This window comes from Rathayibacter sp. PhB152 (genome assembly GCF_003751395.1).
GTDB lineage: Bacteria > Actinomycetota > Actinomycetes > Actinomycetales > Microbacteriaceae > Rathayibacter > Rathayibacter festucae.
Genome location: NZ_RJUT01000002.1, coordinates 537,945 through 564,557, shown reverse-complemented (window position 1 = coordinate 564,557; position 26,613 = coordinate 537,945). Strand labels below are relative to the sequence as shown.

Here is a 26,613-nt window from a genome sequence, read left to right as displayed (position 1 = left end):
GCGGTCGCCGGACAGGGGCGGAGGCGGTCATGGCGCGGACAGCGGGAGCGGGTCGCGGACGGCCGCGGGCGTCGTCGCGATCCATGCTCGAGGACGCGGCTCTCGATCTCTTCGTGGAGCAGAGCTACGCGGGCACGACGGTCGAGCAGATCGCCCAGCGCGCCGGCGTCTCACGCAACACCTTCTTCAACTACTTCGCCTCGAAGAGCGACGTCTTCTGGGTGCTCGTCGACGACCGGCTGGCCGAGCTGCCGGCGGCGCTCGAGGCCGCGTCGCCGGACGTGTCGACGATGGACGCTCTGCGCGGCGCGCTGCTCGCGGTCGGCGCGGGCTTCGGTCCGTCGAGCGTGCCGTGGGCGCTGACGCAGACCGAGCTGATCGGCAGCGTGCACGAGCTGCAGGCGTCGGCGCTCTCGCGGCTCGCTCGGCAGGCGGCGATCGTCGCGGAGTTCGTGCGAGCGCGGGCCGGACGTCCGCTGCCCGCGCACGTGGCGCACGCCGTCGCCTACGCGAGCGTCGGGGCGGCGGTCGCCGCGGTGCAGGCGTGGGCGGCGGCGGGGCCGACCCGCGGCGAACTGGTGCCCTACCTCGACGAGGCGCTGACGCCGGTCTGCCGCGGTTTCGCGCCCGTCGTCGGCTGACCGCGCCCGCCCGTCGCGGCTTCCCGGCCCCGCGGTAGGATCGTCGCGGCCGGTGAGCGACACGCTCCGAGAGCCCCCACCCAGGCATCATCACCACCGACGCGGTGCCGCCCATATCGAACCGGAGAACCATGACCGTCGCCGACCGCCTCCCCGCCAAGCCCGCCCTCGAGGGTCTCGAGAGCAAGTGGGGCCTCGTCTGGCAGACGGACGGCACCTACCGGTTCGATCGCACCGGGCTCTCCCGCGCGGACGTCTACTCGATCGACACCCCGCCGCCGACCGCCTCCGGCTCGCTGCACATCGGGCACGTCTTCTCCTACACGCACACCGACGTCGTCGCGCGCTTCCAGCGCATGTGCGGCAAGAGCGTCTTCTACCCGATGGGCTGGGACGACAACGGCCTGCCCACCGAGCGCCGCGTGCAGAACTACTACGGGGTGCGCTGCGACCCGACGCTGCCCTACACGCCCGACTTCGTGCCGCCGTTCGAGGGCGGCGACAACAAGAGCAGCAAGGCGGCCGACCAGAAGCCGATCTCCCGCCGCAACTTCATCGAGCTGTGCGAGCGCCTCACCGTCGAGGACGAGAAGCAGTTCGAGGACCTCTGGCGCACCCTCGGCCTCTCGGTCGACTGGACGCAGAGCTACCGCACCATCGGCGAGGAGTCGCAGGCCGCGTCGCAGCGCGCCTTCCTCCGCAACCTGGCGCGCGGCGAGGCCTACCAGGCGCAGGCGCCGACCCTCTGGGACATCACCTTCCGGACCGCGGTCGCGCAGGCCGAGCTGGAGGACAAGGACCAGCCCGGCGCGTACCACCGCATCGGCTTCCACCGCGACGGCGCGGAGGACGTCTTCATCGAGACGACCCGCCCCGAGCTGCTGCCCGCCTGCGTCGCGCTCGTGGCGCACCCGGACGACGAGCGCTACCAGGCGCTCTTCGGCACGACCGTGCGCACCCCGCTCTTCGACGTCGAGGTGCCCGTGCTCGCGCACCACCTCGCGCAGAAGGACAAGGGCTCGGGCATCGCGATGATCTGCACCTTCGGCGACCTGACCGACGTCGTCTGGTGGCGCGAGCTCGACCTGCCCAACCGCGCGGTCATCGGCTTCGACGGCCGCCTGATCTCCGAGGCGCCCGCCGCCATCGAGAGCGAGGCCGGCCGGGCCGCGTACGCGCAGCTCGCCGGCAAGACCGTGTTCTCCGCTAAGCAGACCGTGGTCGCGCTGCTCACCGAGTCGGGCGAGATGGTCGGCGAGCCCCGCCCGATCGTGCACCCGGTGAAGTTCTTCGAGAAGGGCGACAAGCCGCTCGAGATCGTCTCGACCCGCCAGTGGTACATCGTCAACGGCGCCCGCGACGCGGCGCTCAAGGAGCGCCTGCTGGAGCTCGGCCGCGACGTGCGGTTCGTGCCGGAGTTCATGCGCGTCCGCTACGAGAACTGGGTGAACGGCCTCGCCGGCGACTGGCTGATCTCGCGCCAGCGCTTCTTCGGCGTGCCCATCCCGGTCTGGTACCCGCTCGACGGCGACGGCAACCCGGTGTTCGACGCGCCGATCGTCCCCGAGGAGTCGGCGCTGCCCGTCGACCCGTCCTCGGACGCCGCGCCCGGCTACTCGGAGGACCAGCGCGGCGTGGCCGGCGGCTTCCAGGGCGAGCTCGACGTGATGGACACCTGGGCGACCTCCTCGCTCACCCCGCAGCTCGCCGGCGGCTGGGAGCGCGACGACGAGCTCTGGCAGCTCGTCGCGCCCTACGACCTGCGCCCCCAGGGACAGGACATCATCCGCACCTGGCTCTTCTCGACCCTGCTGCGCTCGCAGCTCGAGGACGGCCGCGCGCCGTGGAGCACCGCGACGGTCTCCGGCTTCATCGTCGACCCCGACCGGAAGAAGATGTCGAAGTCGAAGGGCAACGTCGTCACGCCGGCCGGCATGCTCGAGCAGCACGGCTCGGACGCGGTGCGCTACTGGGCGGCCTCCTCGCGCCTGGGCACGGACGCGGCGTTCGACCCGCAGAACCCGACGCAGATCAAGATCGGCCGCCGCCTGGCGATCAAGGTGCTGAACGCGGCGAAGTTCATCCACGGCTTCCCGCTGCCGGAGGGCGCGACGGTCAGCGACCCGCTCGACCTGAGCATGCTCGCCGCGCTCGACGGTGTGGTGGCGGACGCCACGACCGCGCTGGAGAACTACGACCACGCCCGGGCGCTCGAGACCACCGAGGCGTTCTTCTGGACGTTCTGCGACGACTACCTGGAGCTGGTGAAGGAGCGCGCCTACGGCGAGGACGGGGCCTCCGCGGCCGCCGCCCTGCACCGCGCGCTCGACGTGCTGCAGCGGCTGTTCGCGCCGTTCATCCCGTTCGCGGTCGAGGAGACCTGGTCCTGGTCGCACGACGGCTCGGTGCACGTGCAGCCCTGGCCGGGGCAGGCCGCTCTCGGCGGCGACCCGGCCGTTCTCAGCGCGGCCAGCACCGTGCTGACCGCGATCCGCCGGGCGAAGACCGACGCGAAGGCCTCGCAGAAGACGCCGGCCCGCTCCGCCGTCGTCACCGCACCGGCCGAGCTGGTGGCGTCGCTGCGGCTCGCCGCGGGCGACCTCGCGGCCGTCGGCCGGATCGCGGCGCTCGACTTCGCCGAGGGCGACGCGCTGGCCGTCCAGATCGAGCTCGAGACCGAGCCGACCGCCTGATCACCCGGGGAGCGGGCGATGGTCCGCTCCGCTTCCCTTCTCTCGAGAGGAACACCCCATGCAGCTCGGAACGCGCTGGCCGGTCGGCGGAGACACGCCGTCCACCCTGCCCGAGATCGTCGTCACCGCCGTCCGCGACGTGGAGGGCGAGCTCGCCTCCGCCGGCACCGACAGCTCCGCCTGGCGCTGGACCCTGACCTGGCTCGAGGGCAAGCCCGTGCTCGAGCTCGACGACGGCACCACCATCACCTACCGCCCGGACGAGGACGCCGCCTACATCACCCAGCCGCAGGGCCGCGTCGAGGGCGAGGACGACGACTGGGGCTGAGCCGCTGACGGCGTCGATTTCGATACGCGCGCTGCGCGCGCTACTCGATCAGCATTTGTGGCCCGCTGCGCGGGCTGCTCGATCAGCATGAGTGGGCCGCTGCGCGGGCTGCTCGATCAGCATGACGTTCCATGCTGGTCGAGTAGCCGCGCAGCGGCGTATCGAGACCCACCGTCTCCAGCAGGGCGGGACCGCGGACGCAGCGCGCAGCGGCGGCGCCCCTAGGCTCGCTGGATGAGCACCTCCGCCGCCGTCGCCGTCCTGATCGAGCCGAGCGGGCTGCCGCACGGGCTGCCCGACTTCGCGGCGGTCGAGCCGGAGGCGTACCGCCCGGCCTTCGACGAGGCGCTGCGCCGCCACCGGGCCGAGATCGAGGCCATCGCCTCCTCCCCCGACGAGCCGACGGTCGAGAACACGCTGGTGGCGCTCGAGCGCTCCGGGCGGGAGCTGCGCCGGGTCAGTGCGGTCTTCTTCACGGTGGGCGCGTCCGATCGCACGCCGCTCACCGACGCTGTGGAGGAGGAGCTCGCTCCCCTGCTCTCCGCGCACGACGACGCGATCATCCTCGACCCGCGCCTCTACGCGCGCGTCCGGTCCCTCGCCGACCGGGCAGCGATGCTCGACCTGGACGACGAGACCGCCTACCTGCTCGAGCGCGTCCTCCTGCGCTTCGAGCGCGCGGGCGCCCTCCTCGACGACTCCGGCAAGACCCGGCTCAGCGCGCTGAACGAGCGGCTGTCGAGCCTGACCACCCGGTTCGACAAGAACCTGCTCGCCGACACCAACGAGCGGGCCGTCCTGCTGGAGCGCGCCGAGCAGCTCGACGGACTCGACGCCTCCGAGATCTCCGCCGCCGCCCGTGCCGCCGCGGACCGCGGTGCCGACGGCTACCTCGTGACGCTCCCCCTCTACTCCGGGCACCCGTGGCTCGCCCGCCTGCGCGATCGTTCCGTCCGCGAGCGGATCCTGCGCGCCTCCCTCGGCCGCGCCGGGGAGGGCGGACCGCACGACAACCGGGAGGTCCTGCTCGACATCGTCGCGCTGCGGGCCGAGCACGCCGCGCTGCTGGGCCACTCCTCGCACGCGGCGTTCGTGATCTCGGGCCAGACGGCCGGAACTCCCGAGCGCGTCCGCGCCCTTCTCGAGGAGCTCGCGATCCCCGCCGTCCGCAACGCCCGCGCCGAGCTCGCGCAGATGCAGCAGCAGGCCGACACCGAGCAGGACGCCGCAGGACAGCCGCGCTTCATGCTCGAGGCCTGGGACCGCGCCTTCTACGAGGAGCGCGTCCGTACCGCCCGCTACGCCGTCGACTCCAGCGCGCTCCGGCCGTACTTCGAGCTCGAGCGCGTCCTGCGCGAGGGCGTCTTCGCCGCCGCCACCGGGCTCTACGGCGTCCGATTCGCGGAGCGGCCCGACCTGGTGGGGCACAGCGCGCACGTCCGCATCGTCGAGGTCGCGGAGGAGGACGGCACCCCGCTCGGCCTCTTCCTCTTCGATCCGTTCACGCGCGACTCGAAGCGCGGCGGCGCCTGGATGAACTCGCTCCGCACTCGCACGACGCTGCTCGGCGACTCCGCCGTCGTCGTGAACACGCTGAACATCTCGGCGCCAGGGGACGGGGAGCCCGCGCTGCTCAGCCTCGACGAGGTCGAGACCCTCTTCCACGAGTTCGGGCACGCGCTGCACGGCCTCTTCGCGACCACGCGCTACCCGCGCTTCGGCGGGACGAGCGTCTTCCGCGACTTCGTCGAGTTCCCGAGCCAGGTCAACGAGATGTGGATCCGGCACCCGGAACTGCTGCCCGTCTACGCCCGGCACGTCGAGACCGGCGAGGCGCTGCCGCCCGCCGTCGTCGAGCAGCTCGAGGCGGCGGCGCTGTGGGGCGAGGGCTTCGCGACGACGGAGTACCTCGCCGCCGCTCTGCTCGACCTCGCCTGGCACGAGACGCCGGACTCAGCCGACCGTGCCGACGTCGTTCAGTTCGAGACGCGCGCCCTGGAGGCCGCCGGGCTGCTGGACTCCGCGATCCCGCCGCGCTACCGCAGCACCTACTTCAAGCACGTCTTCTCGGGCGGCTACTCCGCGGGCTACTACTCCTACATCTGGAGCGAGATCCTCGATGCCGACACCGTCGAGTGGTTCGAGGAGAACGGCGGACTCGACCGCGCGGCGGGCGAGCGGTTCCGGCGGCGGATCCTCGAGATCGGCGGCTCGCGCGACCCGCTCGTCGCCTACCGGGAGTTCCGCGGGCGCGACGCGCGCACGGAGCCCCTGCTGCGGCGCCGCGGACTCGCCTGATCCGAGGGCGCGTCCCAGGGGTCAGGAGTGGCGGGCCACCCGACGCGGGTGCAGCCAGGCGAGCACGACCAGCCCCACCACGAGGCCCCAGAACGCGGAGCCGATCCCCGCGACCGCGATGCCGGACGCGGTGACGAGCAGGGTCGCCGCGGCGGGCAGACGCAGTCGCGCGTCCTCGACCCCGGCCTGCACCGACGAGACGAACACGCCGAGCAGCGCCAGCCCGGCGACCGCCTCGATCAGCAGCGGACTGGCGGAGGAGACGAGTGCCGCGGCCGCTCCCGCGACCGCGCCGAGCACCAGATAGGACGCTCCCGCCGAGACCGAGGCGATCCACCGCCGCTCCGGCTGCGGCGAGGCCTCCGGACCCGCGGTCAGTGCAGCACTCAGCGCCGCGTAGTTGACCGGCACTCCCCCGAACACCGCCGAGACGCCGGAGGCGAGGCCGCTCGAGACGATCGCCGAACGGGAGTGCGCCTCGAAGCCGAAGCTCGACAGCACCGCGATGCCGGGGATGTTCTGCCCCGCCATCGTGACGACGTAGAGCGGCAGCCCGATGCCGACCATCGCGCCGATTTCGAAGACCGGCACGACGAACTCGGGGACCGGCAGCAGCGGCGCCCCGGCGAGGGCGGCGCCGTCCGTGACGAGCAGCAGCACGATCGCGAGCGCGATCGCCGCCGGCACCGCCCAGCGCGGCAGCAGGCGGAGCAGGATCAGCCAGAGCGCGATCACCGGCAGCGCGAGCAGCGGGATCTCGACCGCCGCCCGCACGGGCGCCAGCACGAGCGGGAACAGGATGCCGGCGAGCATCGCGTTGGCGAGCGGCCGCGGGATGCGCGCCACGAGCCTGCCGAGTGCCGGCCAGAGACCCGTCACCACGATCAGCGCTGAGGCGACGAGGAACGCGCCGACCGCGCGGTCGAAGCCCCCGGGCAGGGTCGCGGTGGCGGCGAGCAGCGCGGCGCCCGGGGTGCTCCAGGCGAAGGTCATCGGCACCCGGTAGCGCACGCTCAGCGCGATGCAGAGCACACCCTGCAGCACGCAAACCGCGAGCAGACCCGACGCGGCCTGAGCATCGGTGGCGCCGACGGCGACGACGCCCGCGAGGACGATCGCGAAGGAGCTGGAGAAGCCGGTGAGCGCGGCGACGATCCCGGCGAGGAGCGGCTGGACGATGACGGTGCCTCCGGTCGCTGACCCGGCCGGGCGCGAAGCCGGCGGACGCATCGGCGACGCGCTCCGCCAGAGTAGGGAACCGCGTCCCACCCGGGCGCGCGAACGCCGGGCCAATCAGCGCGAACTGGTCACGCGACGGCCCGGCGGAGGCGGCTCAGGCGCTCTTCTCCTGGCGGCGGGGAGCGTGCGGCACGATGGTCGGCGCGGCGTTGTCGAGGACGGCGGCGCGGGTGACGACCACGCGGGCGACCTCGTCGGAGGACGGCACCTCGAACATGATCGGACCGAGCACCTCCTCGAGGATGGCGCGGAGCCCGCGAGCACCGGTCTGGCGCAGCACGGCGAGATCGGCGATGGCCTCGAGGGCGCCGCGGTCGAACTCGAGCTCGACCCCGTCGATCTCGAACATCCGCTGGTACTGCTTGACCAGCGCGTTGCGCGGCTCGGTGAGGATCTGCATCAGCGCGACCTGGTCGAGCTGCGTGACGGTGGTGACGACCGGGAGGCGGCCGATGAACTCGGGGATGAGCCCGAACTTGTGCAGGTCCTCCGGGAGCACCTCGCTGAAGATGTTGATCTCGTCCTGCTTGTTGTGCAGCGGGGCGCCGAAGCCGATGCCGCGCTTGCCGGCGCGCGAGGAGATGATGTCCTCCAGCCCGGCGAAGGCGCCGGCCACGATGAACAGCACGTTCGTCGTGTCGATCTGGATGAACTCCTGGTGCGGGTGCTTCCGGCCGCCCTGCGGGGGCACGGAGGCGACGGTGCCCTCGAGGATCTTCAGCAGCGCCTGCTGCACGCCCTCGCCCGAGACGTCGCGGGTGATCGACGGATTCTCGGCCTTGCGGGCGATCTTGTCGACCTCGTCGATGTAGATGATGCCGGTCTCGGCGCGCTTGACGTCGTAGTCCGCGGCCTGGATCAGCTTGAGCAGGATGTTCTCGACGTCCTCGCCGACGTAGCCCGCCTCGGTCAGCGCCGTCGCGTCGGCCACCGCGAAGGGCACGTTCAACCGCTTGGCCAGCGTCTGCGCGAGGTAGGTCTTGCCGCAGCCGGTCGGGCCGATCAGGAGGATGTTGCTCTTGGCGATCTCGATCTCGTCGTGGATCGCGTCCGCGGCGGTGATGGTGTTGCGCACCCGCACGCGCTTGTAGTGGTTGTAGACCGCGACGGCGAGGGCTCGCTTGGCCTGCTCCTGGCCGATCACGTACTCCTCGAGGAAGCCGTAGATCTCCTTCGGCTTCGGGAGGTCGAACTCGTGGCTCGTCTCCTCGCTCGACTCGGAGAGGCGCTCCTCGATGATCTCGTTGCACAGCTCGACGCACTCGTCGCAGATGTAGACGCCGGGACCGGCGATGAGCTGCTGGACCTGCTTCTGGCTCTTGCCGCAGAACGAGCACTTCAGCAGGTCGGCGCTTTCGCCAATACGTGCCACGGGGATGCCCCACTTCCTTGTCGTGCGTCGGTGCTCTCGGGCGGCGGTGCCGTCGAGCGTCTCGCAGAGGGCGGTCATGCGGAACCGCCGAACTCAGGACCGAGCCTAGCCGCTGAGCCGAGGGGGCTCGGCAGGCGGGCCGGATCGGCGGACCATTGCCCCGTCCGTGTCGGTTTGCTACGGTCCGGCGGCGCGGATCCGCCCGCCGGCACGCGGAAGGGCCGGGCGGCGGATCGCTCCGCCTCCCGGCCCTTCGACGATCGGTCGGTCTCCCGAGGTCAGACCGTGAGGGCGGGAACGCCCTTGCGGCTGGTCAGGATCTGGTCGATCAGTCCGTACTCGAGCGCGTCGTCGGCGCCGAGGATCTTGTCGCGGTCGATGTCCTTCTTGACCTGCTCCGGGGAGCGGTTGGAGTGGAAGGACAGCGTCTTCTCGAGCCACTCGCGCATGCGCATGATCTCCGCGGCCTGGATCTCGATGTCCGAGGCCTGGCCACCGCCCTGCTGCACGGCCGGCTGGTGGATCAGGATGCGCGCGTTCGGCAGCGCCAGGCGCTTGCCGGGCGTGCCCGCCGCGGTGAGCACCGCTGCGGCCGACGCGGCCTGACCGAGGACGACGGTCTGGATGTGCGGGCGGATGTACTGCATCGTGTCGTAGATCGCCGTCATCGCGGTGAAGGAGCCACCGGGCGAGTTGATGTACATCACGATGTCGCGGTCCGGGTCCTGGCTCTCGAGCACGAGGAGCTGGGCCATGATGTCGTCCGCGGACGCGTCGTCGACCTGCACGCCGAGGAAGATGATGCGGTCCTCGAAGAGCTTCGCGTAGGGGTCCTGGCGCTTGTAGCCGTAGGCCGTGCGCTCCTCGAACGTGGGGAGGATGTAGCGGGAGGAGGGCGCGGCTCCGGAGCCGAAGGCCGTCCCGCCGAAGGTGGGTGTGTTCATTGTCTCTTCCTGATCTCTCGGCGCGTCGGGGTGCTCAGCTGTCGGTGGCGGTTCCGCCGCCGCCGGCGACGTCGGTCGCCGAGGAGCGGATGTGGTCGACGAAGCCGTAGGCCAGGGCCTCCTCGGCGCTGAACCAGCGGTCGCGGTCGCCGTCCTCGTTGACCTGCTCGACGGTCTTGCCGGTCGCCTTCGCGGTGATCTCGGCGAGGCGCTTCTTCATGTCGAGGATCAGCTGCGCCTGGGTCTGGATGTCGGACGCGGTGCCGCCGAACCCGCCGTGCGGCTGGTGCAGCAGGACGCGGGCGTTCGGCGTGATGTAGCGCTTGCCCTGGGTCCCCGCGGTGAGCAGGAGCTGACCCATGGACGCCGCCATGCCGATGCCGACCGTCACGATGTCGTTCGGCACGAACTGCATCGTGTCGTAGATCGCCATTCCCGCGGTGATCGAGCCGCCGGGCGAGTTGATGTACAGGAAGATGTCCTTCTCGGCGTCCTCGGCCGCGAGGAGCAGGAGCTTCGCTGCGATCTCGTTCGCATTCTCGTCGCGCACCTCAGAACCGAGCCAGATGATCCGGTCCTTGAGAAGGCGGTCGAAAACACTGTTGGGCATCGCCATATCGGCCATGTGTCGCTCCGTTTCAGTTGTCGCTTCGGAGGCGAATCTATCGGACGGCACCCGGGCGACCCGGCCGTGTTCGCCGGGGGCGGAGCCGGAGCGCCCGGTGTTCGCCCGGGGCGGACTGCGGGCGGGGCGGCGGGCGGGCAGTGGGCGTGACGCATGCGAGCGGCGGGCCGGACCGCGGCGGGACGCGGGCCGGGACGACGAGAGCCGCCCCCGGTGATCCGGGAGCGGCTCCTGTCGTTCTCGCGTCGAGGACTACTCGGCGGCCGGGGTCTCCTCGGCGGCCGGAGCCTTCTTCTTCGCGGGGGCGCGCTTCTTCTTGGGGGCCGGAGCGGCCTCCTCCTCGGCGGGCGCCTCGGCGGCGGCGGGGGCCTCCTCGACGACGGCCTCCTCGACGGCCTCGGCAGCGGGCGCGTCGACCTCGTCGGTCGCGGCGTCGGTGTCGTCGGCGGTCTCGTCCGCGTCGTCGCCGGGCACGGCGGTGAACGCGGTCAGGTCGACGGCGTTGCCCTCGGTGTCGGTGACCTTCGCCTTGCCCAGGACGATGGCGAGCGCCTTGTTGCGGGCGACCTCGCCGACCATCTGGCCGATCTGGTTGTTCTCGGAGAGGATCTTGATGAACTCGTTCGGCTCCATGCCGTACTGCGCCGCGCCCTGGATCAGGTACTGCGTGAGCTCGTCCTGGCTGACCTGGACCTTCTCCTGCTCGACGACGTGGTCGAGGAGGATCTGGGTCTTGAAGGTCTTCTCGCTCGCCTCGGTGACCTCGGCGCGGTGCTCGGCGTCCTCGAGGCGGTTCTCGCCCTCGAGGTGGCGGTGCACCTCGTCCTCGACGAGCGCGGCGGGGACGGGGACCTCGACGAGGCCGAGGAGGGCCTCGACGAGCTTCTCGCGCGCCTGGCCGCCCTGACCGAAGGTCTTCTGCTGGGCGGCCTGCTCCTTGAGCGAGTCGCGCAGCTCGGCGATGGTGTCGAACTCGCTGGCGATCTGCGCGAAGTCGTCGTCGGCGTCGGGGAGCTCGCGCTCCTTGACGGCGGTGAGCGTCACGGCGATCTCGGCCTGCTGGCCGGCGTGGTCGCCACCGAGCAGCGGAGCGGTGAACGTGGTGCTCTCCCCCGCGGTGAGCGAGTCGAGCGCCTCGTCGATGCCCTCGATCAGCTCGCCCGAGCCGAGCTCGTAGGAGATGGCGTTGGCCGTGTCGACCTCGACGCCGTCGATGGTCGCGATGAGGTCGATCTGCGCGAAGTCGCCGGTCGTCGCGGGGCGGTCGACGGTGACGAGCGTGCCGAAGCGGCTGCGGAGCTTGTCGAGCTCGGCGTCGACGTCGGCGTCGGTCACCTCGGCCGCGTCGACCGTGAGCTCGAGGCCGTCGTAGGCCGGGACGGTGATCTCGGGGCGGACGTCGACCTCGATGGCGAGCTCGAGGTCGCCGGTGAAGTCCTTGTCGCTCGGCCAGGCGACGATGTCGGCCTGCGGGCGACCCAGGGGGCGCACCTCGGTCTCGCGGACGGCCTCGCGGTAGAAGCCGTCGAGCCCCTCGTTGACGGCGTGCTCGAGGACGGCGGCCTTGCCGACCCGCTGGTCGACGATCGCCGGCGGGACCTTGCCCTTGCGGAAGCCGGGGACGTTGATCTGCTCGGCGATGTGGCCGTAGGCGTGGGTGATGCTGGGGCCGAGCTCGTCCGGGGTGACCGAAATCGCGAGCTTGACGCGGGTCGGGCTCAGCTTTTCTACCGTGGTCTTCACGTGAGGGGATCTCCTGTGCTGGTTGGTGTCGGCGCCGTGTGACCGGTCGTCACGGGTCGATGTCGTCACGATGAGTACTCGTGGTCGGGGCGACAGGATTCGAACCTGCGACCTCCCGCTCCCAAAGCGGGCGCTCTAGCCAAGCTGAGCTACGCCCCGGTTGCGCGGGCCGGTGCACCGTGCCGATGAGGACTCTCGTCGAGCCCTTCCTGCACGGTCACTGGCGCGACACGCCGAAATGGCCTTCGCAAGTGTACTGCACCGCACTCCTGCGGCCGGAACAGGCGCGCGGGGGCGGCTTCGCGGGTCGGCGTCGCCGCCGCTTCGCCTCGTGTACTACAGTGTCCTGGTGCCCGGTCGAGACGACGGGCCCCGCCCGAGAGGGCGGCCCGCGGCGGGTTCTCCGGACTGCCGATTTCGGGGCTGTAGCTTAGTGGTAAAGCCTCTGTCTTCCAAACAGATGATGCGAGTTCGATTCTCGTCAGCCCCTCCGATTCTTTCTTCCTTCTTGCCGGTCGAGTAGCCGCGCAGCGGCGTATCGAAACCCACCGTCCTCAGCAGGGATGGATCTCGACACGCCCTCTGCGAGGGCTGCTCGATCAGCTGGGCTTCCGCGCGCTTCCGCATGCTGGTCGAGCAGCCGCACAGCGGCGTATCGAGACCCACCGTCCTCAGCAGAGGTGGATCTCGATACGCCCTCTGCGAGGGCTACTCGATCAGCAGGGGGCGGGGATCCCTCAGCGGACGGTGACGGCGACCGGGGCGCTCGATGCGGTGTTGCCCGCGGCGTCCGACGCCTTCGACACGACCTGGTGCTCGCCCTTGGGGAAGCCCTTGGTGGAGACGGTCAGCTTCCAGGTGCCGTCGGCCGCCTTCTTCGCCGTCCCGATCCGCGTGCTGCCGGTCCAGAAGACCAAGGACGTGGCGTCGGCGTCCGCGACCGCGACGAGGGTGACCGTTCCGACGACGGTGCTGCCCGCGGTCGGGCTGGTGATGCGCGAGGACGGTGCAGCCGTGTCTCGGGCCGGCGTCGGGGTCGGAGACGCAGTCGGAGTCGCGGTCGGAGTCGCGGTCGGAGTCGGCGACGCAGTAGGAGTCGGAGACGCAGTAGGAGTCGGAGACGCAGTAGGAGTCGGGGACGCAGTAGGAGTCGGGGACGCAGTAGGAGTCGGAGTCGCGGTTGCAGTCGGACTCGGGGTGGCGATCGGAGTCGCGGTCGCACTCGGCGTCGCGATCGGAGTCGAGGTCGCGGTCGGCGTCGCGGTCGGCGTCGCGGTCGGCGTCGCGGTCGGCGTAGCAGTCGCGGACGGAGACGGAGTCGGAGTGGTGGTCGGGGAGGCGGTCGGGGTCTCGGCGGGATCGGTCGGCTCGGGGACGGCTGTCGGTGCCGGGGAGGCGCTGGGCGTCGGAACGCTCGACGGCGCAGCGGTCGGCGGCGCGGACGGCACGGGCGTCGACATCGGCTCGGGCGCCGCCCAGTCGGGCACGGCCTCGGGTCCCCAGAGGAGGTCGGCGATCAGGGCCTGGCCGCGGGCGTTGGGGTGGAAGTAGTCGACGGTGGACACGATGTCGGGCGAGACGGTGGCGGCCGTGAAGGCGCCGTCGTCCCAGACGCAGCGGGAGCCGACGGCGGAGCAGGCCGCGGCGAGGGCGTCGTTGAACTGCCCGGTGCGCTGCGCAGCTGCGGTGACCGCCGCGGCGTAGGCGTCACCGGTCTGGACGACGTTGTCCGCCGTCGCCCCGCGGGTCGTGCGGCAGAGCCGGTTCGCCGGCCAGCCCGCCTCGGCAGGTCCCCCGCGCAGGCCCGCCCACTCGGAGGCGATGTCCGGCATCGACCCGACGAGGACGGTCGCCTCGGGCCAGGTCGAGCCGATCTGGCGCAGCAGGCTCGACGCCGACGCACTGAAGGACGCGGCCGGAGTCATCGCGTACCCGTCGGCGGCGCCGGTGAGGTCGGGGTGGCAGAGGTCGTTGCCGCCCACGAGGAGGGTCACGACGTCGGGGTCCGCGCCGGCCGAGGCGGCAGCGGTCACGGTCGACGCGACGGCGTTGATCCGGCTCCCCGACTTGGCGTAGTTCGCCGTGGTGACGACGCTGCCCGGGTTCACCTCCTGGAGGCGGGTGGCGATCGAGCGGACCGCACTCGCGGTCCCGGTCGACCAGGAGTTGACCGGGCAGTCGGCGCGGGTGCCGCAGCTCGAGGCGCCGCGGGTGATCGAGTCGCCGAAGGAGACGACCGACAGGGTGGGGGCCGGCTCGGCGGCCGCGGCGGGCACCGCGGCCGCGCCGGCGAGGAGGAGCACGATCAGGAGGAGGACGGACAGGGGGGAACGGCGGGCCGGGCGCGGGGGCATGACTCTGCTCTCGTGGGGCGACGTGGTGCCGCGGTCGGGGAGCGAGGCGGGGGCCACGGGCTCCGTCGACCGGGCGACCGGGGGGACGGGGAGGGGAACCGCCGGATCCGCCCGGAGAAGTGCCGCTCAGGGAGCCCGACCACTCCGGCGGTGCCGGCTGCTCAGAGCCTGGCCGACGGTGCAGCACCGCGATACCGCCTCACGACCGGCCAGCTCCCCCCATAGGTGAGGCGCGGCACGGGTCGAATCCTTCGGTGCGTCCTGCACCGCTCCGACGAGGACCACCGTGGTCCTCCGGGCGCCTGGCGGCGGCCCCTGCTGGTCAGCGGACGGTGACGGTGACCGCGGCGCTCGTCGATGTGTTGCCCGCGCGATCAACCGGCTTGGCGGTGACCGGATGCGACCCCTTCGTGAATCCGGCCGTCGAGACCGTGAGCGTCCAGCTGCCGTCCGCGGCCTGCTTGGCGGCGCCGATGCGGGTCCTGCCGGTCCAGAAGACGAGGGACGCGGTGTCCGGGTCGGACACGGCGACCAGAGTGACGGTTCCCACGACGGTGCTGCCCGCGGCCGGGCTGGTGATGCGCGCGACGGGGGCGGTCGTGTCGCGGACCGGAGTCGGCGTCGGAGAGGGGGAGGGTGTGCGAGTCGGCGTCGGCGTCGGCGTGCGAGTCGGCGTGGGGGTCGCGGTCGGCGTCCGGGTCGGCGTCGGCGTGCTGCTCGGTGGCGGAGTCGCCGTGGGTGCGGTCGTCGCCGGAGGAGTCGTTGTCGCCGCCGGCGACGGAGCCGGAGTGGACGAGGGAGTCGGAGTCGGCACCGGCGTCGGCGTCGGCGTCGGCGTCGGCGTCGCGGAGGGAGTCGGCGCGGGCGTGGCAGGCGACGACGCGGAGGGAGTCGGCTGCGGAGTCGGCGCGGAGGTGGTGCCGGGGTCCGCGGGCGCTGCGGCCGTGGGAGTGGTCTCCGGAACCGGCGTGCCCGTCGGAGCAGGGCCGCCGCCCGGCTCGGGAGTCGGGGTCGCCGTCGGCTCGGACGTCGGCGTCGCCGTCGGCTCGGGAGTCGGGATCACGGTCGGCTCAGGAGTCGACGTTGCGGTCGGCTCCTGAGTCGTCGTCGGGAGCGGCGTGGGCGCCGGAGCGGCGAAGCGCGCGGCCCACGCCGGGACCCGCTCGGGACCCCAGAGCACGTCCGCGATCAGAGCTTGACCGCGCACGTTCGGGTGGAACCAGTCCAGGGTCGACACGATGTCGGGGGTGAGCGGCGTCGCGGTGAAGGCGCTGCCGTCCCAGACGCACCGCGGTCCGACCGCCGCGCACGCCGACGCCAGCGCGTCGTCGTACTGCACGGTGCGCTGCGCCGCCGCCGCGACCGAGGCGGTCTGGGCCGCGCCGGTGAGAACGCCTCCGGTGTCCGTGACTCCGCGGGTCGTCCGGCACAGCTTGCTCGCCACCCACACGGGCTCGGCCGGTCCCCCGCGCAGTCCCGCCCACTCCGACGCGACGTCCGGAACCGAGCCGAGCAGGATCGTCGCGGTCGGCCAGGTGCGGCCGATCTGCTGCAGCAGGCTCGAGGCGGAGGTCGAGAACGCCGCGGCCGTCGTCATGGTGTAGCCGTCGGCCGCCGGGTAGAGGTCGCCGTGGCAGAGGTCGTTGCCGCCGATCATGAGGGTCACCACGTCGGGGGACGCGCCCTCCGCCGCCGCCGTCGTGACCATCGCCGCGACGCCCCGGATCCTGCTGCCGGACTTCGAGTAGTTGGCCGTGCGGACCGTGCTGCTCGGAGCGGTCTCCTGGAGACGGGTGGCGATCGAGCGGACGGCGGTCGCCGAGCCGGTCGACCAGGAGTTGATCGGGCAGTCGGCCTTCGTCGTGCAGCTCGCTCTCCCCTGGCTGAGGGAGTCGCCGAGCGCGAGGACGGTGATCGTCGCGGGCTCGGCCGCGGCGACCGGGACGGCGGCGGTCGCGAGGAGCAGCAGGGCGGCCGCGACGGCGACGACGCCGCGGAGGGGGCGGCGGTTCGGTCGCACGCGCATGACGGTGCCTTCATGGAGCGTCGGTGCGCAGGCACGGGGCCGGGCTGCGCCGGACGTGGTCCGCTGCGGAGCGGAGCGGGACGAGGGACTCGACCCGGGACGAGCATGGCGCGGCGGGGCTCGACGGGCAAGGCCTCCGCGCCCACCGGATCACGAGCGGCTCCGCTCGCGGATGCACCTCCGGCTCGCGAAAGCGCGATGCTTCGGCGAGCCGGAGGTGGTGTCACGAGCCGGAGCGGCTCGGAGGCCGGATCAGCGGACCGTCACCGTGACAGGGGCGCTCGTCCCCGTGTTGCCCGAGCGATCGGTCGCGGTGGCGACGAGATCGTGCTCGCCCTTCGGGAAGCCCCTGGTCGAGACGGCCAGCGTCCAGCCGCCGTTCGCCGCGTGCTTCGCCGAACCGAGGCGGCGACCCTCGCTCGAGAAGACGAGCGAGGCGGTGTCGTCGTCGGAGACGGCGGCCAGAGCGACGTTCCCCGAGACCGAGGCGCCGGCGAGCGGGCCGGTGATGCGCACCGTCGGCGCGGTCGTGTCCTTCGTACCGGCGAGGCCTCGGCTCGGGGTCGTGCTCGGCGTGTTGACGGGCGCCGGGGCGCGGGTCGCTGCGGGTGCCGGGGTCGTGGGCCGCGCAGGAGTCACGGGCTTCGTCGCTCGGCGCGCCGGGGCCGGAGCAGCCTTCGGCGCGGGGGTGGTCTTCGACGACGGGACGGGAGTCGTCGTCGGAGCGGGAGTCGTCGTCGGAGCGGGAGTCGTCGTCGGAGCGGGAGTCGTCACCGGGGCGTCGGTGACCGCCGGCGCCGGCAGGGAATCCGGAGCGCCCTGGGTGAGCCGCGCGGCCCAGGCGGGGACGGCCTCGGGACCCCAGAGCACCCTCGCGATCAGGGCCTGGCCCTGGACGTTCGGGTGGAAGGAGTCGACGCTCGAGACGATCTCGGGGCTGATCTCCGTGCGACTGAGGGCGCCTCCGTCCCAGACGCAGTGCGGGCCCTCGGCCGCGCACGCCGAGGCGAGGGCGTCGTCGTACTGCCGCGTGCGCTCGGCCGCGGCCGCCACGGTGGAGGTGAAGGCGTCACCGGTCTGGACGACGTTGTCGGCGAGGGCCCCGCGCGTCGTCCGGCACAGCTTGGCCGACGGCCAGGTCCTCGCGCCCGCGCCGGTCTGCACCGCGGCCCACTCGGACGCCACGTCCGGGACCGACCCGACGAGGACTGTCGCCTCTGGCCAGGCGGACCTGATCCGCTGCAGCGCACTCGTCGCGGACGCGGCGAACGCGTCGGCGGGCGTCATCGCGTAGCCGTCGGCGGCGGCCCGGAGATCGGGGTGGCAGAGGTCGTTGCCGCCGATGAGCAGCGTCACGACGTCGGGCCGGGCCCCGGCGGTCGCCGCGGCGGACACCGCCGAGGCGACTCCCGCGATCCGGCTGCCCGACTTGGCGTAGTTCGTCGACGTGACGGTACGCCCCGGGTTCAGCTCCTGGAGGCGGGTGGCGACCGAGTGCACCGCGGGTGCGGAGCCGGTGGCCCAGGAGTTGACGGGGCAGTCGCCCCGGCCTCCGCAGGTGGTGGCGGCGCGGGTGATCGAGTCGCCGAACGAGGCGACCGAGAGCGCGGGGGCCTCGGCGGCGGTGGCGGACGGGGCGGCTGCTCCTCCGGCGAGGAGCAGTGCCGCGAGAGCGACGGTGGACAGGCGGGAACGGAGGGACATGGCTCTTCTCAAGGACGGTGACGAAGGAGGGCGGAGCACGGTCGTTCGACCGTCGGCTCCAGCGGTCGACCGACCGCGGAGAGGTCAGCGGACGACGCCGGGTGAACCTCGTGGTGAAAGGTATTTCCGCTCCTCCGCCGGCCGCCAACTTGTGGCACGGATCGACTCGACTGGCATTCATTGAGCAGTTGTCGGTCTTTGATCACCTGGCGCACATCGACGACGGGTGCACATCCTCGACCACTCGGCGCACTCCGATCCGGTGCGCCTCCCCTGAGCTAGCGGACGCCGACGGGGGTCTGCTGGAGGTCCGCCGGAGACGGGCTCCCCTCGGACGGCTGCGCTCCGGCCGGACGGCCGAGCGTCACGCGCTCGGTCACGTTCTCGCGCATGCCGACCCGGGTCCTCGAGTCGTCAGGGGCGCCACTGGTCGAATCGGCGATGCCGATCTCGTCGAGCGTCGGGAGGTCCGCCGGAGCCGGAGCCGGAGCGCCCGCGGAGTGCGGGACCGCCCACGCGGGAACCGCCTCCGGGCCCCACAGGACGCTCGCGACCAGCGCCTGACCGGCGACGTTCGGGTGGAAGTAGTCGACCGTCGAGAGGACGTCCTTCGTGATGGGCGTCCTGGTGAGAGCACCGCCGTCCCAGACGCACTGGGGGCCCGCTGCGGAGCAGGCCGCGGCCAGAGCCTCGTTGTACCGATCCGTGCGCTCCTCGGCTGCGGCGACCGCCGCCTCGAAGGCGGCCCCCCTCTGGACGTGGTTGTCGGCCTTGGCCCCGCGCGTGGTCCGGCAGATGCTGAACAGTCCCCAGATCAGCTTGCCCGGTGTGCCCTGGACGACCTCCCACTCGGACCCGATGTCCGGCACCGATCCGAGCAGCACGGTCGCCCGGGGCCAGGCCGAGCTGATCTGCCGGAGCAGACTCGACGCCGACGCGGAGAAGTCCGCGGCGGGCGTCATCGCGTAGCCGTCCGGCCCGGCCGGGACGTCGGGGCTGCAGAGGTCGTTGCCGCCGATGAGGAGCGTGACCACATCCGGAGCGGCCCCGGCCGCCTGCGCCGCTGTGACCGCCGCGGAGACCTCGGCGATGCGGCTGCCGGACTTCGCGCGGTTGTCGGTCGTGACCGTGCGCTGCGGAGACACCTCCTGGAGGCGGGTCGCGATGGAGCGGACCTCGGGCGCGGATCCGGTCGACCAGGAGTTGACCGGGCAGTCGTCCTCCGTGCCGCAGGTCGCGGCGCCTCGGGTGATGGAAATCGCCGAAGGCGACGACGGACAGCTCGGACGGTGTCGCGGCGGCGGCGGGCGCGATCACCCCTCCCGCGAGCACGGCCGCGGCGAGGCCGAGGACGATCAGGGGGGAACGGCGGGGTCGGTGCGGGGACACGATTCTCCTCGGGAAGAGTGGGACGGAGTCAGAGGTGTCCGATCGATCGGCGAGCCGTCGATCCGAGGGCGGCGACCGCGCACCGGAGTGCCGCGGCGGAACCTGTTCCCGAACGGTAGTGACGCTCACCCCAGAGGCGGGAACTTCTGGCGCCGATCAGTCCCCTGGCGCTCCCTGACCGCCTCAGTCGGTCCCGGCGCCGGCCGCTCCCCGGTGCAGATCGGACAGGGCGAGGTAGGACGCGGCGTTGCGGCGGATCCCGTCCCGCTCCTGCTCGGACAGCTCGCGGCGCACCTTTGCCGGAACGCCCGCGACGAGGGAGCCCGGCGGCACGACGGTGCCCTCGAGCACCACGGCGCCGGCGGCGACGAGCGACCCGGAGCCGATCACCGCCCCGTTCAGGACGGTCGCGTTCATCCCGACGAGCACGTCGGACTCGAGGGTGCAGCCGTGCAGCACGGCGTTGTGCCCGACCGAGACACCCGAGCCGAGGCTCGCGTCGAACCCCTCGTCCACGTGCACGATCACCCCGTCCTGCAGGTTGCTGCCGCGGCCGATCCGGATGTGCGCCTTCTCCGCGCGGAGGACGGCGCCGTACCAGACGCTCGACTCCTCCTCCAGCTCCACCGCTCCGACGAGGGTCGCTCCCGGGGCCACCCAGGCCGAGTCCGCGACGACCGGTGATCCGCCCGGAAGAGCGATCAATCGGGCGTCCGGGTGTGCTCCTGGTGCCATGCGATCGGTCCTCCTCCTCGGCGGACTCCGCGGTCGCCGGATCCCAGTGTCGCAGGGGCGTCGGGCACCGCCCGGGCGGCGATCCTGGCCGGTCGTCGGACCCTGATCACGATCTGTCCCCGTCCGGGGCACGCGCGGAGGAGGCGGCACGACCTAGGCTGACCCCGGTCCGGGGGGATTTCCGTGACCGACGGAACAAGGGGACGGCAATGCGACGACGTACCGCACGGGCGACGATCATGGGAGCGCTCGCAGCCCTCCTCCTGGTGCCGATGGTGGCCACCGCGCCCGGCAGCTCGGCGAGCGCCGCCGCCGACACGGTGAAGCCGGTGGTGAGCATCACCGCTCCCGTGAGCGGATCGACGGTCGCGGGGACGATCTCCCTCGCGGCGACCGCGACGGACGCGGTCGGGACCACCCAGCTCTCGTTCTGGGAGGGCACCCGCCGTCTGGGCTACGCCACCGTGCAGGCGGGCGTCTGGACGCTGCCGCTCGACACGCGGACGCTGGCCGAGGGCTCGCACGTCTTCGTGGCCAAGGGCAAGGACGCGGCAGGGAACATCGGCAACAGTGCCGCCACGCGCGTCACCGTGCAGAACACCGGCTCGACCCCCGTTCCGACGACGAGTCCCTCCCCCACGCAGACCCCGGTCCCGTCGGCGACGCCCACCGCGACGACCACCCCCTCGCCGACCGCGAGCCCGACGACCGCGCCGAGCCCCAGCGCCACGCCGACCGCCACGGGCTCGCCGAAGCCGGACACGACGAAGCCGACCGCGCGCATCACCTCGCCCGCCACGGGGAGCACCGTCCCGCGGACCGTGACGCTCGTCGCCACCGCGTCGGACGACATCGGAGTCACCGCTCTCTCCTTCTGGTCCGGCTCCACCCGGGTCGGGAACGCCGTGCAGCAGGCCTCCGGGGACTGGTCGCTCACCACCTCGAGCCTCGCCGTGACCTCGCACGTGATCATCGCCAAGGCCCGCGACGCCGCCGGCAACATCGGCAGCAGCGGCTCGATCGCGCTGACCGTCTCGGCCACGGCACCGACGACGCCGCCGACCGCGACTCCGACGCCCACCGCGACCCCGACGCCCACCGCGACCCCGACGAGGACCCCGACGCCCACGGCGACCCCGACCGCCACCGCGACACCGACGGCGACCCCCACGGCCACCCCGACCGCGACGCCGACCCCCACGGCGACGCCCACCACTCCCCCCACCGTGCCCGGCGTCCCGGCGCCGCTCGCGCAGTGGGACTTCACCCAGTCCGCCGCGCCGTACTACTCCACCGCGAACGACCTGCCCCTGCTCCAGGCGGGCAAGACCAAGGCCACGACCACCTCGACGCCGTGGGGCTCCGGGATCTCGATGACCGGGACGAGCTTCCTCCGGGTGCCGCTGGAGTCGGCGGGCCGCCTGACGATCGGCGCCACGGGCAACGCGGTCACCGTCGCGAGCTGGGTCTACATGACCGACGACAGCACCGGCTACGTCGCGGGCGCCTGGAACGAGCACGGCGAGCGCGCGGGCCGCTCCTACGGCCTCTTCTACGACCTCGGCCTCTACGGCGGAGACGAGCGATCGGCCTTCCACGTCTCGCGCACCGGCGGGCCGACTCCCGGCTACCCGTACTCCCGCGACTACTCGGCCTCGGGCAATAAGTTCACCCGGTACACCTGGCAGCTGCACGTCGGCACCTACGACGGGACCTACGCGGTCTCCTACCTGGACGGCACCTCCGTCGCCTACCCGCGCTTCGTCGACAACAAGGGCGCGACCTACGCGAAGAACCCCTACCTCTTCACCGAGGGCCTGAACCCGAACGCCGGCGACTTCACGGTCGGCGCGGTCGAGCTCACCTCCGGCCCCGGCAACTACGCGAAGGGCACCTTCGCGAAGATCCGGGTCTGGGACACGGCCCTCACCGCCGACCAGGTCAAGGCGCTCTACGACACGGAGCGCACGGCGCTGAAGTAGGCGCGGGGGCTGTCTCTTCCGGGTCGGAGGCCCATGCTGATCGAGCAGCCCGCCCAGCGGGCGTATCGAGATCCACCGGCGTCAGAACCTGAGGCTGCAGATCCGGCTTGCTGAGGACGAGGGGTCTCGATACGCCCCTTCGGGGCTACTCGACCAGCATGGAAAAGCCGCCGCATCTTCCCTCAGCAGCGAGACGCGACGCGACTGCTGGGCCGGCTCAGCGGGCGGCGCGCAGCCAGGCGAGGACCGCGAGCACGCGGCGGTGGTCCGAGCCGGAGTCCTCGAGTCCGAGCTTCTGGAAGATCGAGGTGACGTTCTTCTCGACCGCGCCGACGCCGATGAAGAACGCGGCGGCGATGCCGGCGTTCGTGCGCCCCTCGGCCATCGCCTCGAGCACCTCGCGCTCGCGCGGGGTCAGGAGCGCCAGCGGGTCGCGGTTGCGCTGGAGCAGCGACGCGACGACCTGCGGATCGAGCACCGTCCCACCCGCGGCGACGCGCTCGACGGCGTCGCGCAGCTCCTCCACCGAGGCGACGCGGTCCTTGAGCAGGTAGCCCATGCCGCCCTCGCCCGAGCCGAGCAGCTCGTGCGCGTAGGTCACCTCGACGTACTGGCTGAGCAGGAGCACGGCGATCCGCGGGTGCAGGCGCCGGAGGTCGAGTGCCGCGCGGACGCCCTCGTCGCGGAAGGTGGGCGGCATGCGGACGTCAAGCACGGCCACGTCCACCGAGGACGGCTCCGCGGCGACGGCCGCGAGCAGCCCCTCGGCGTCGCCGTGGGCTCCGACGACGGAGAAGCCGGCGTCCTCGAACAGTCGGACCAGGCCCTCGCGCAGGAGGACGGAGTCCTCGGCGAGGGCGACGCGGATCGGTGAGGCGGGCGGCACGCCCTCAGGATAGGGCGGGCGGCGGTGCAGGCAGGAACGGCACGTGCACACCCACTGTGGTCGGGCCGCCCGGGGGCGAATCGACGGTGAACAGCCCGCGCAGCCCGCTGACGCGCCCGGCGACCCCCTCGAGCCCGTGACCCGGCAGGGGCGAGGCGCCGCCGCCGCCGTCGTCGACGACCCAGACGTCCAGCCAGCGCTCCGGTCCGCCCGTCCCCCGCACGTCGAGATGCACGCGGATCGAGCGGGCCGACGCGTGCTTCGACGCGTTCGCGAGCAGCTCCGCGACGACGAAGTAGACGCTGCGCTCGACCTCGGGCGGCACCTCCGCCACCGGATGCTCGACCAGCACCTCGACGGGCACCGGGCTCAGGACCGCCAGCGAGTGCACCGCAGCGGTGAAGCCCCGGTCCTGCAGGATCGGCGGCGCGACTCCCCGGGAGAGCGCGCGCAGCTCGTCGAGCGCCGAGCGGACGTGCTCACGCGCCTCGTCGATCAGCGCCGCCGCGGAGTCGGGATCGGAGCGCACCCGGTTGAGAGCGGATCCGAGGTCCATCTGCACCCGGATCAGCCGCTGCTGCGGACCGTCGTGGATGTCGCGCTCGAGCCGGCGCAGCGCCCGGTCCTCGGCGGCGACCGCCGCGCCGCGGGAGACGCTGAGCTCCGCGACCTCGCGCTGCAGCGCCTCCGAGCCCCAGGGGCCGAGCAGCAGCCGATCGACGAGGAAGCGCGCGAGGGTGAGCCCGCGGGTGACGAACGGCAGCGTCGCGAGGAACAGGACGACGAGCGCGGCGTCGGCCAGCACCAGGAAGGCCGTGGGCGGCCCGGGAACGCCGAGGACGGCGCTCGACTGCCCGGAGACGAGCCGGACGATCGCCGAGGAGTCGCCGGCGAGCAGCGCCGTCAGCGAGCCGAGGCCGGCCCAGCTCCAGAGCCCGAGGACCGCGGCGAAGACGAGCGCGAGCAGCGGCGCCACGACGAGCGTGTGCAGCAGCGCGAGCCAGTAGTGCCCGTCGACGACCGGGCCGTAGAGGGCGAAGGTGGCGGGCGCGACCGAGGCGGGCGGGCGGCGCCACTGCGGCTCGTCGATCCGAGGGCGGCCGGCGAGCCGGTCGAGCGCTCGGGTCGCCCGACCGAAGCCCCGGGCGGTGTGCAGCGCCAGCGGGAGGAAGACCGCGCCGATCAGCACGCCGATCAGGCCGAGGCCCAGGGCGAGGGCGACTCCGGTGGCGAACGCACCCGCCAGTGCCAGCGGCACGGCGACCACGAGCGACAGGGCCTCGCGGGGCAGCTCGCGCCAGAGCCGGAGGTAGGCGGCGGAGGCCTCACCGAGGGCGGTCGGCGCTGCAGGCACGCGAGCCTCCTCCCCCGGTCCTCGCGGGCGCGCGGACATCCTCTCGAGGGTACCGGCGACCCTTCGCGGCAGCGCGGGGGCTGCCCCCCTGTTCCGCCTCGGAAGCGCACCGCCCGTGCCGGGCCGGCACAGGCCAGGCTCCCCTTCTCCCGCCTTAGCCGAGCCTGCACTTCCTTGCGAACACTGGGCTGCGGCGTAGTGTTGACGATCAGTCACCCCCTCTCGAAAGGAACAGACGATGTCCACTGCATCCGTCACGTCGCTCACCTCGTCGAACCCGGATGTCGCATCCGGAGTCGCCCAGTTCCTCAGCCCGGTCGTCATCGAGATGACCGCCCTGGCCGTCAACAGCAAGCAGGCGCACTGGCACGTGCGCGGCGCCAACTTCATCGGCGTGCACGAGCTGCTCGACGTCGTCGTCGGCCACGCGATCGAATGGGCCGACCTGGCCGCCGAGCGCGTCGTCGCCCTCGGCCTCCCCGTCGACGCCCGCATCCAGACCGTCGCGTCGGCCACGCAGACCGCCCCGCTCACCCCGGGCTTCCAGCGCTCCGAGAACGCCATCGTCGAGGTCATCGGCCTGATGGACGTCGCGATCACCACGGTCAACACCGCGATCGCCGAGCTCGCCGACATCGACGCGAGCAGCCAGGACGTCGCGATCGAGATCGGCCGTGGCCTCGAGAAGGACCGCTGGTTCCTCTTCGCGCACGTCAGCGAGAGCTGAGCACGCGCCTCCCACGCCGCGACGGCCCGTCGGATCCTCGGATCCGGCGGGCCGTCCGTCGTTCCGGACCCGGTCAGGCCTCGTGCGTCACGCGTCCGGCGAGCAGCGTCGCGGCGACGGGCATCGAGCGCAGCTGCTCGCCGTCGGAGGCGAGCGGGTCGCGCTCGACGACGACCAGGTCGGCGGCGTCTCCCCCCTGCGGAGCGAGCCGCCGGGTCCGCGTGGACGCGACGAGCGCCTCCGCGATCGTGACCCGCTGCTCCGGGTGCCACGGCTCGTCGCCGTCCCGGGCGCGGGAGACGGCGGCGGCGATCGCCACCCAGGGGTCGAGCGGTGCGACCGGCGCGTCCGAGCCGAGCACGACCGTCGCTCCGGAGTCGATCAGCGAGCGCAGCGCGAAGGCCCGGCCGGTGCGTCCGGCCCAGTAGCGGTCGGCGACCTCCCGGTCGTCCAGCGCATGCGCCGGCTGTACTCCCGCGACGACGCCGAGCCGGGCGAAGCGGGGCAGGTCGGCGTCGGAGAGCAGCTGCGCGTGCTCGATCCGCCCGCCGCCGACCTTGGCCAGCGCGTCGAGCGCGACCGTCGCGGCCGCGTCGCCGATCGCGTGCACCGTCGGCCGGATGCCCGCCGCGGCCGCCCGGGCGAGCAGCTCGTCGAGCTCGACGGGGTCCACGGTGAGGACGCCGCTGCCCTCGTGCCCGGCGTACGGATGCACGCAGTACGCGGTCCGGGTGTTCAGCGAGCCGTCGACGAGCACCTTGAGCGGTCCCATCCGCAGCAGGCCCTCACCGCCCTCGACCTCGTCCCCGGTGCGCAGCCCCTCCGCGATCGCCCGGTCGAGGTGGTCGCGGTAGACGCCGATGTCGACGCGCAGCGAGCGGGTGCCGCGGGCGATCCGCCGCGTCCAGTCCCCCGCGTTCCAGCGCATCTCGAGGTCGACGACGCCGACGACTCCGCGAGCGGCCGCGCGGCGCGCCGCCTCGTCGGCCAGCTCGTCGAGCTCGTCGTCGCTCAGCGCGCCGAGTGCCGTGACGAGGCGGAAGCAGGGCTCCTCACGGAGGAGGTCGTCCTGCGCGGGGAAGCCGTAGCGGCGCAGCGCCGCGGAGTTGACCCAGGCGCAGTGCAGGTCGCCGCTGACGAGCACCACCGGTCGCTCCGGCGCCACGGCGTCGAGCAGCGCCGTCGTCGGCAGATCGGGCCAGAGCCCGTCGCGGAAGCCGAAGCCGACGAGGGTCGCCGGCGAGTCCGGTGCCAGGGCGAGCCGCGCACGGACCGCCTCGACCGTCTCCGCCGCCGACCGCGTCGTCGAGACGTCCAGGCGGGGAGCGGTCATCGACCACTGCGAGAAGTGCACGTGCTCGTCCCAGAGCCCGGGCAGCAGCCAGCGGCCGTCGAGGTCGCGCACCTCGGCGTCGCCCGCCCGGCCGGCGTCGAGCGTGCCGTCCGGAGCGATGGCCTCGATGCGGCCGTCGCGGAGCAGCACGGACACCGGCTCGTCGCGGCCGAGGAGCCGCGCGGTGCGCAGGAGCAGGCTCGGGGTCACGGGGTCCTCTCGGTCGTCGCTCATCACGAG

At 72.8% G+C, this 26,613-nt stretch carries 19 protein-coding genes and 2 tRNA genes; 7 read left to right on the top strand and 14 right to left on the bottom strand.

Annotated features, from left to right (window positions below; translation table 11 throughout):
* The first annotated feature begins 83 nt into the window (after positions 1-83).
* The 4 genes from EDF36_RS06060 (at position 84) to EDF36_RS06045 (ending at position 5,960) form a co-directional block, all read left to right on the top strand.
* A complete protein-coding gene (locus EDF36_RS06060; RefSeq protein ID WP_243615613.1) occupies positions 84-641 on the top strand; it encodes a TetR/AcrR family transcriptional regulator in 558 nt (185 codons plus the stop codon).
* A 131-nt stretch (positions 642-772) separates the two neighbouring features.
* On the top strand, positions 773-3,334 hold the full coding sequence (gene valS / locus EDF36_RS06055) for a valine--tRNA ligase (protein WP_123732271.1): 2,562 nt from the start codon (positions 773-775) through the stop codon (positions 3,332-3,334).
* Positions 3,335-3,392: 58 nt separating this feature from the next.
* A complete protein-coding gene (locus EDF36_RS06050) occupies positions 3,393-3,662 on the top strand; it encodes a hypothetical protein (RefSeq protein WP_123703503.1) in 270 nt (89 codons plus the stop codon).
* Positions 3,663-3,896: 234 nt separating this feature from the next.
* Positions 3,897-5,960, top strand: coding sequence for a M3 family metallopeptidase (locus EDF36_RS06045; RefSeq protein ID WP_123732270.1), 2,064 nt, complete (start codon positions 3,897-3,899; stop codon positions 5,958-5,960).
* Positions 5,961-5,981: 21 nt separating this feature from the next.
* Here EDF36_RS06045 and EDF36_RS06040 read toward each other — a convergent pair whose 3' ends face one another.
* The 6 genes from EDF36_RS06040 to EDF36_RS06015 form a co-directional block, all read right to left on the bottom strand.
* Positions 5,982-7,190, bottom strand: coding sequence for a benzoate/H(+) symporter BenE family transporter (locus tag EDF36_RS06040; protein ID WP_123732269.1), 1,209 nt, complete (start codon positions 7,188-7,190; stop codon positions 5,982-5,984).
* A gap of 103 nt (positions 7,191-7,293) precedes the next feature.
* Positions 7,294-8,571 (bottom strand): ATP-dependent Clp protease ATP-binding subunit ClpX, encoded by a 1,278-nt coding sequence (gene clpX, locus EDF36_RS06035; RefSeq protein ID WP_123445812.1) that lies wholly within the window; start codon positions 8,569-8,571, stop codon positions 7,294-7,296.
* Between the two features lie 278 nt (positions 8,572-8,849).
* Complete coding sequence (locus EDF36_RS06030; RefSeq protein WP_123445811.1) at positions 8,850-9,515, bottom strand: ATP-dependent Clp protease proteolytic subunit; 666 nt, start codon at positions 9,513-9,515, stop codon at positions 8,850-8,852.
* 34 nt (positions 9,516-9,549) lie between these two features.
* On the bottom strand, positions 9,550-10,191 hold the full coding sequence (locus tag EDF36_RS06025; RefSeq protein ID WP_260300538.1) for an ATP-dependent Clp protease proteolytic subunit: 642 nt from the start codon (positions 10,189-10,191) through the stop codon (positions 9,550-9,552).
* A 201-nt stretch (positions 10,192-10,392) separates the two neighbouring features.
* Positions 10,393-11,883 (bottom strand): trigger factor, encoded by a 1,491-nt coding sequence (tig, locus tag EDF36_RS06020; RefSeq protein WP_123732268.1) that lies wholly within the window; start codon positions 11,881-11,883, stop codon positions 10,393-10,395.
* An 81-nt stretch (positions 11,884-11,964) separates the two neighbouring features.
* A tRNA-Pro gene (locus EDF36_RS06015) sits at positions 11,965-12,042 on the bottom strand.
* Between the two features lie 260 nt (positions 12,043-12,302).
* On the opposite strand from EDF36_RS06015, the gene EDF36_RS06010 reads away from it, so the two are divergent.
* A tRNA-Gly gene (locus EDF36_RS06010) sits at positions 12,303-12,373 on the top strand.
* Positions 12,374-12,620: 247 nt separating this feature from the next.
* Here EDF36_RS06010 and EDF36_RS06005 read toward each other — a convergent pair.
* The 5 genes from EDF36_RS06005 to EDF36_RS05985 all read right to left on the bottom strand — a co-directional run bounded on the left by EDF36_RS06005 (position 12,621) and on the right by EDF36_RS05985 (position 20,091).
* Positions 12,621-14,237 carry a GDSL-type esterase/lipase family protein gene (locus EDF36_RS06005; RefSeq protein ID WP_148059980.1) on the bottom strand — a complete coding sequence of 539 codons (1,617 nt, stop codon included), beginning with the start codon at positions 14,235-14,237 and terminating at the stop codon, positions 12,621-12,623.
* A 322-nt stretch (positions 14,238-14,559) separates the two neighbouring features.
* Positions 14,560-16,263 carry an SGNH/GDSL hydrolase family protein gene (locus EDF36_RS06000; protein WP_123732266.1) on the bottom strand — a complete coding sequence of 568 codons (1,704 nt, stop codon included), beginning with the start codon at positions 16,261-16,263 and terminating at the stop codon, positions 14,560-14,562.
* A 252-nt stretch (positions 16,264-16,515) separates the two neighbouring features.
* Positions 16,516-17,967 carry a GDSL-type esterase/lipase family protein gene (locus EDF36_RS05995; protein ID WP_123732265.1) on the bottom strand — a complete coding sequence of 484 codons (1,452 nt, stop codon included), beginning with the start codon at positions 17,965-17,967 and terminating at the stop codon, positions 16,516-16,518.
* A 278-nt stretch (positions 17,968-18,245) separates the two neighbouring features.
* Positions 18,246-19,220 (bottom strand): GDSL-type esterase/lipase family protein, encoded by a 975-nt coding sequence (locus EDF36_RS05990; RefSeq protein ID WP_260300563.1) that lies wholly within the window; start codon positions 19,218-19,220, stop codon positions 18,246-18,248.
* A gap of 319 nt (positions 19,221-19,539) precedes the next feature.
* On the bottom strand, positions 19,540-20,091 hold the full coding sequence (locus EDF36_RS05985; RefSeq protein ID WP_123732263.1) for a gamma carbonic anhydrase family protein: 552 nt from the start codon (positions 20,089-20,091) through the stop codon (positions 19,540-19,542).
* A 209-nt stretch (positions 20,092-20,300) separates the two neighbouring features.
* On the opposite strand from EDF36_RS05985, the gene EDF36_RS21160 reads away from it, so the two are divergent.
* Entirely contained in the window at positions 20,301-22,073 is a 1,773-nt protein-coding gene (locus tag EDF36_RS21160; RefSeq protein WP_185020381.1) for an Ig-like domain-containing protein, read from the top strand.
* A 217-nt stretch (positions 22,074-22,290) separates the two neighbouring features.
* Here the strand turns inward: EDF36_RS21160 and EDF36_RS05965 are convergent, their stop codons facing one another.
* Both EDF36_RS05965 and EDF36_RS05960 read right to left on the bottom strand, forming a co-directional pair.
* Complete coding sequence (locus EDF36_RS05965) at positions 22,291-22,959, bottom strand: response regulator transcription factor (protein ID WP_123732260.1); 669 nt, start codon at positions 22,957-22,959, stop codon at positions 22,291-22,293.
* 4 nt (positions 22,960-22,963) lie between these two features.
* Positions 22,964-24,313, bottom strand: a complete 1,350-nt coding sequence (locus EDF36_RS05960; protein WP_185020380.1) for a sensor domain-containing protein — start codon at positions 24,311-24,313, stop codon at positions 22,964-22,966.
* A 238-nt stretch (positions 24,314-24,551) separates the two neighbouring features.
* Between EDF36_RS05960 and EDF36_RS05955 the strand changes: the two genes are divergently transcribed.
* Positions 24,552-25,040, top strand: coding sequence for a Dps family protein (locus EDF36_RS05955; protein WP_123703478.1), 489 nt, complete (start codon positions 24,552-24,554; stop codon positions 25,038-25,040).
* Positions 25,041-25,113: 73 nt separating this feature from the next.
* Here EDF36_RS05955 and EDF36_RS05950 read toward each other — a convergent pair whose 3' ends face one another.
* Positions 25,114-26,607 (bottom strand): amidohydrolase, encoded by a 1,494-nt coding sequence (locus tag EDF36_RS05950; RefSeq protein WP_123732258.1) that lies wholly within the window; start codon positions 26,605-26,607, stop codon positions 25,114-25,116.
* Between the last annotated feature and the right edge of the window lie 6 nt (positions 26,608-26,613).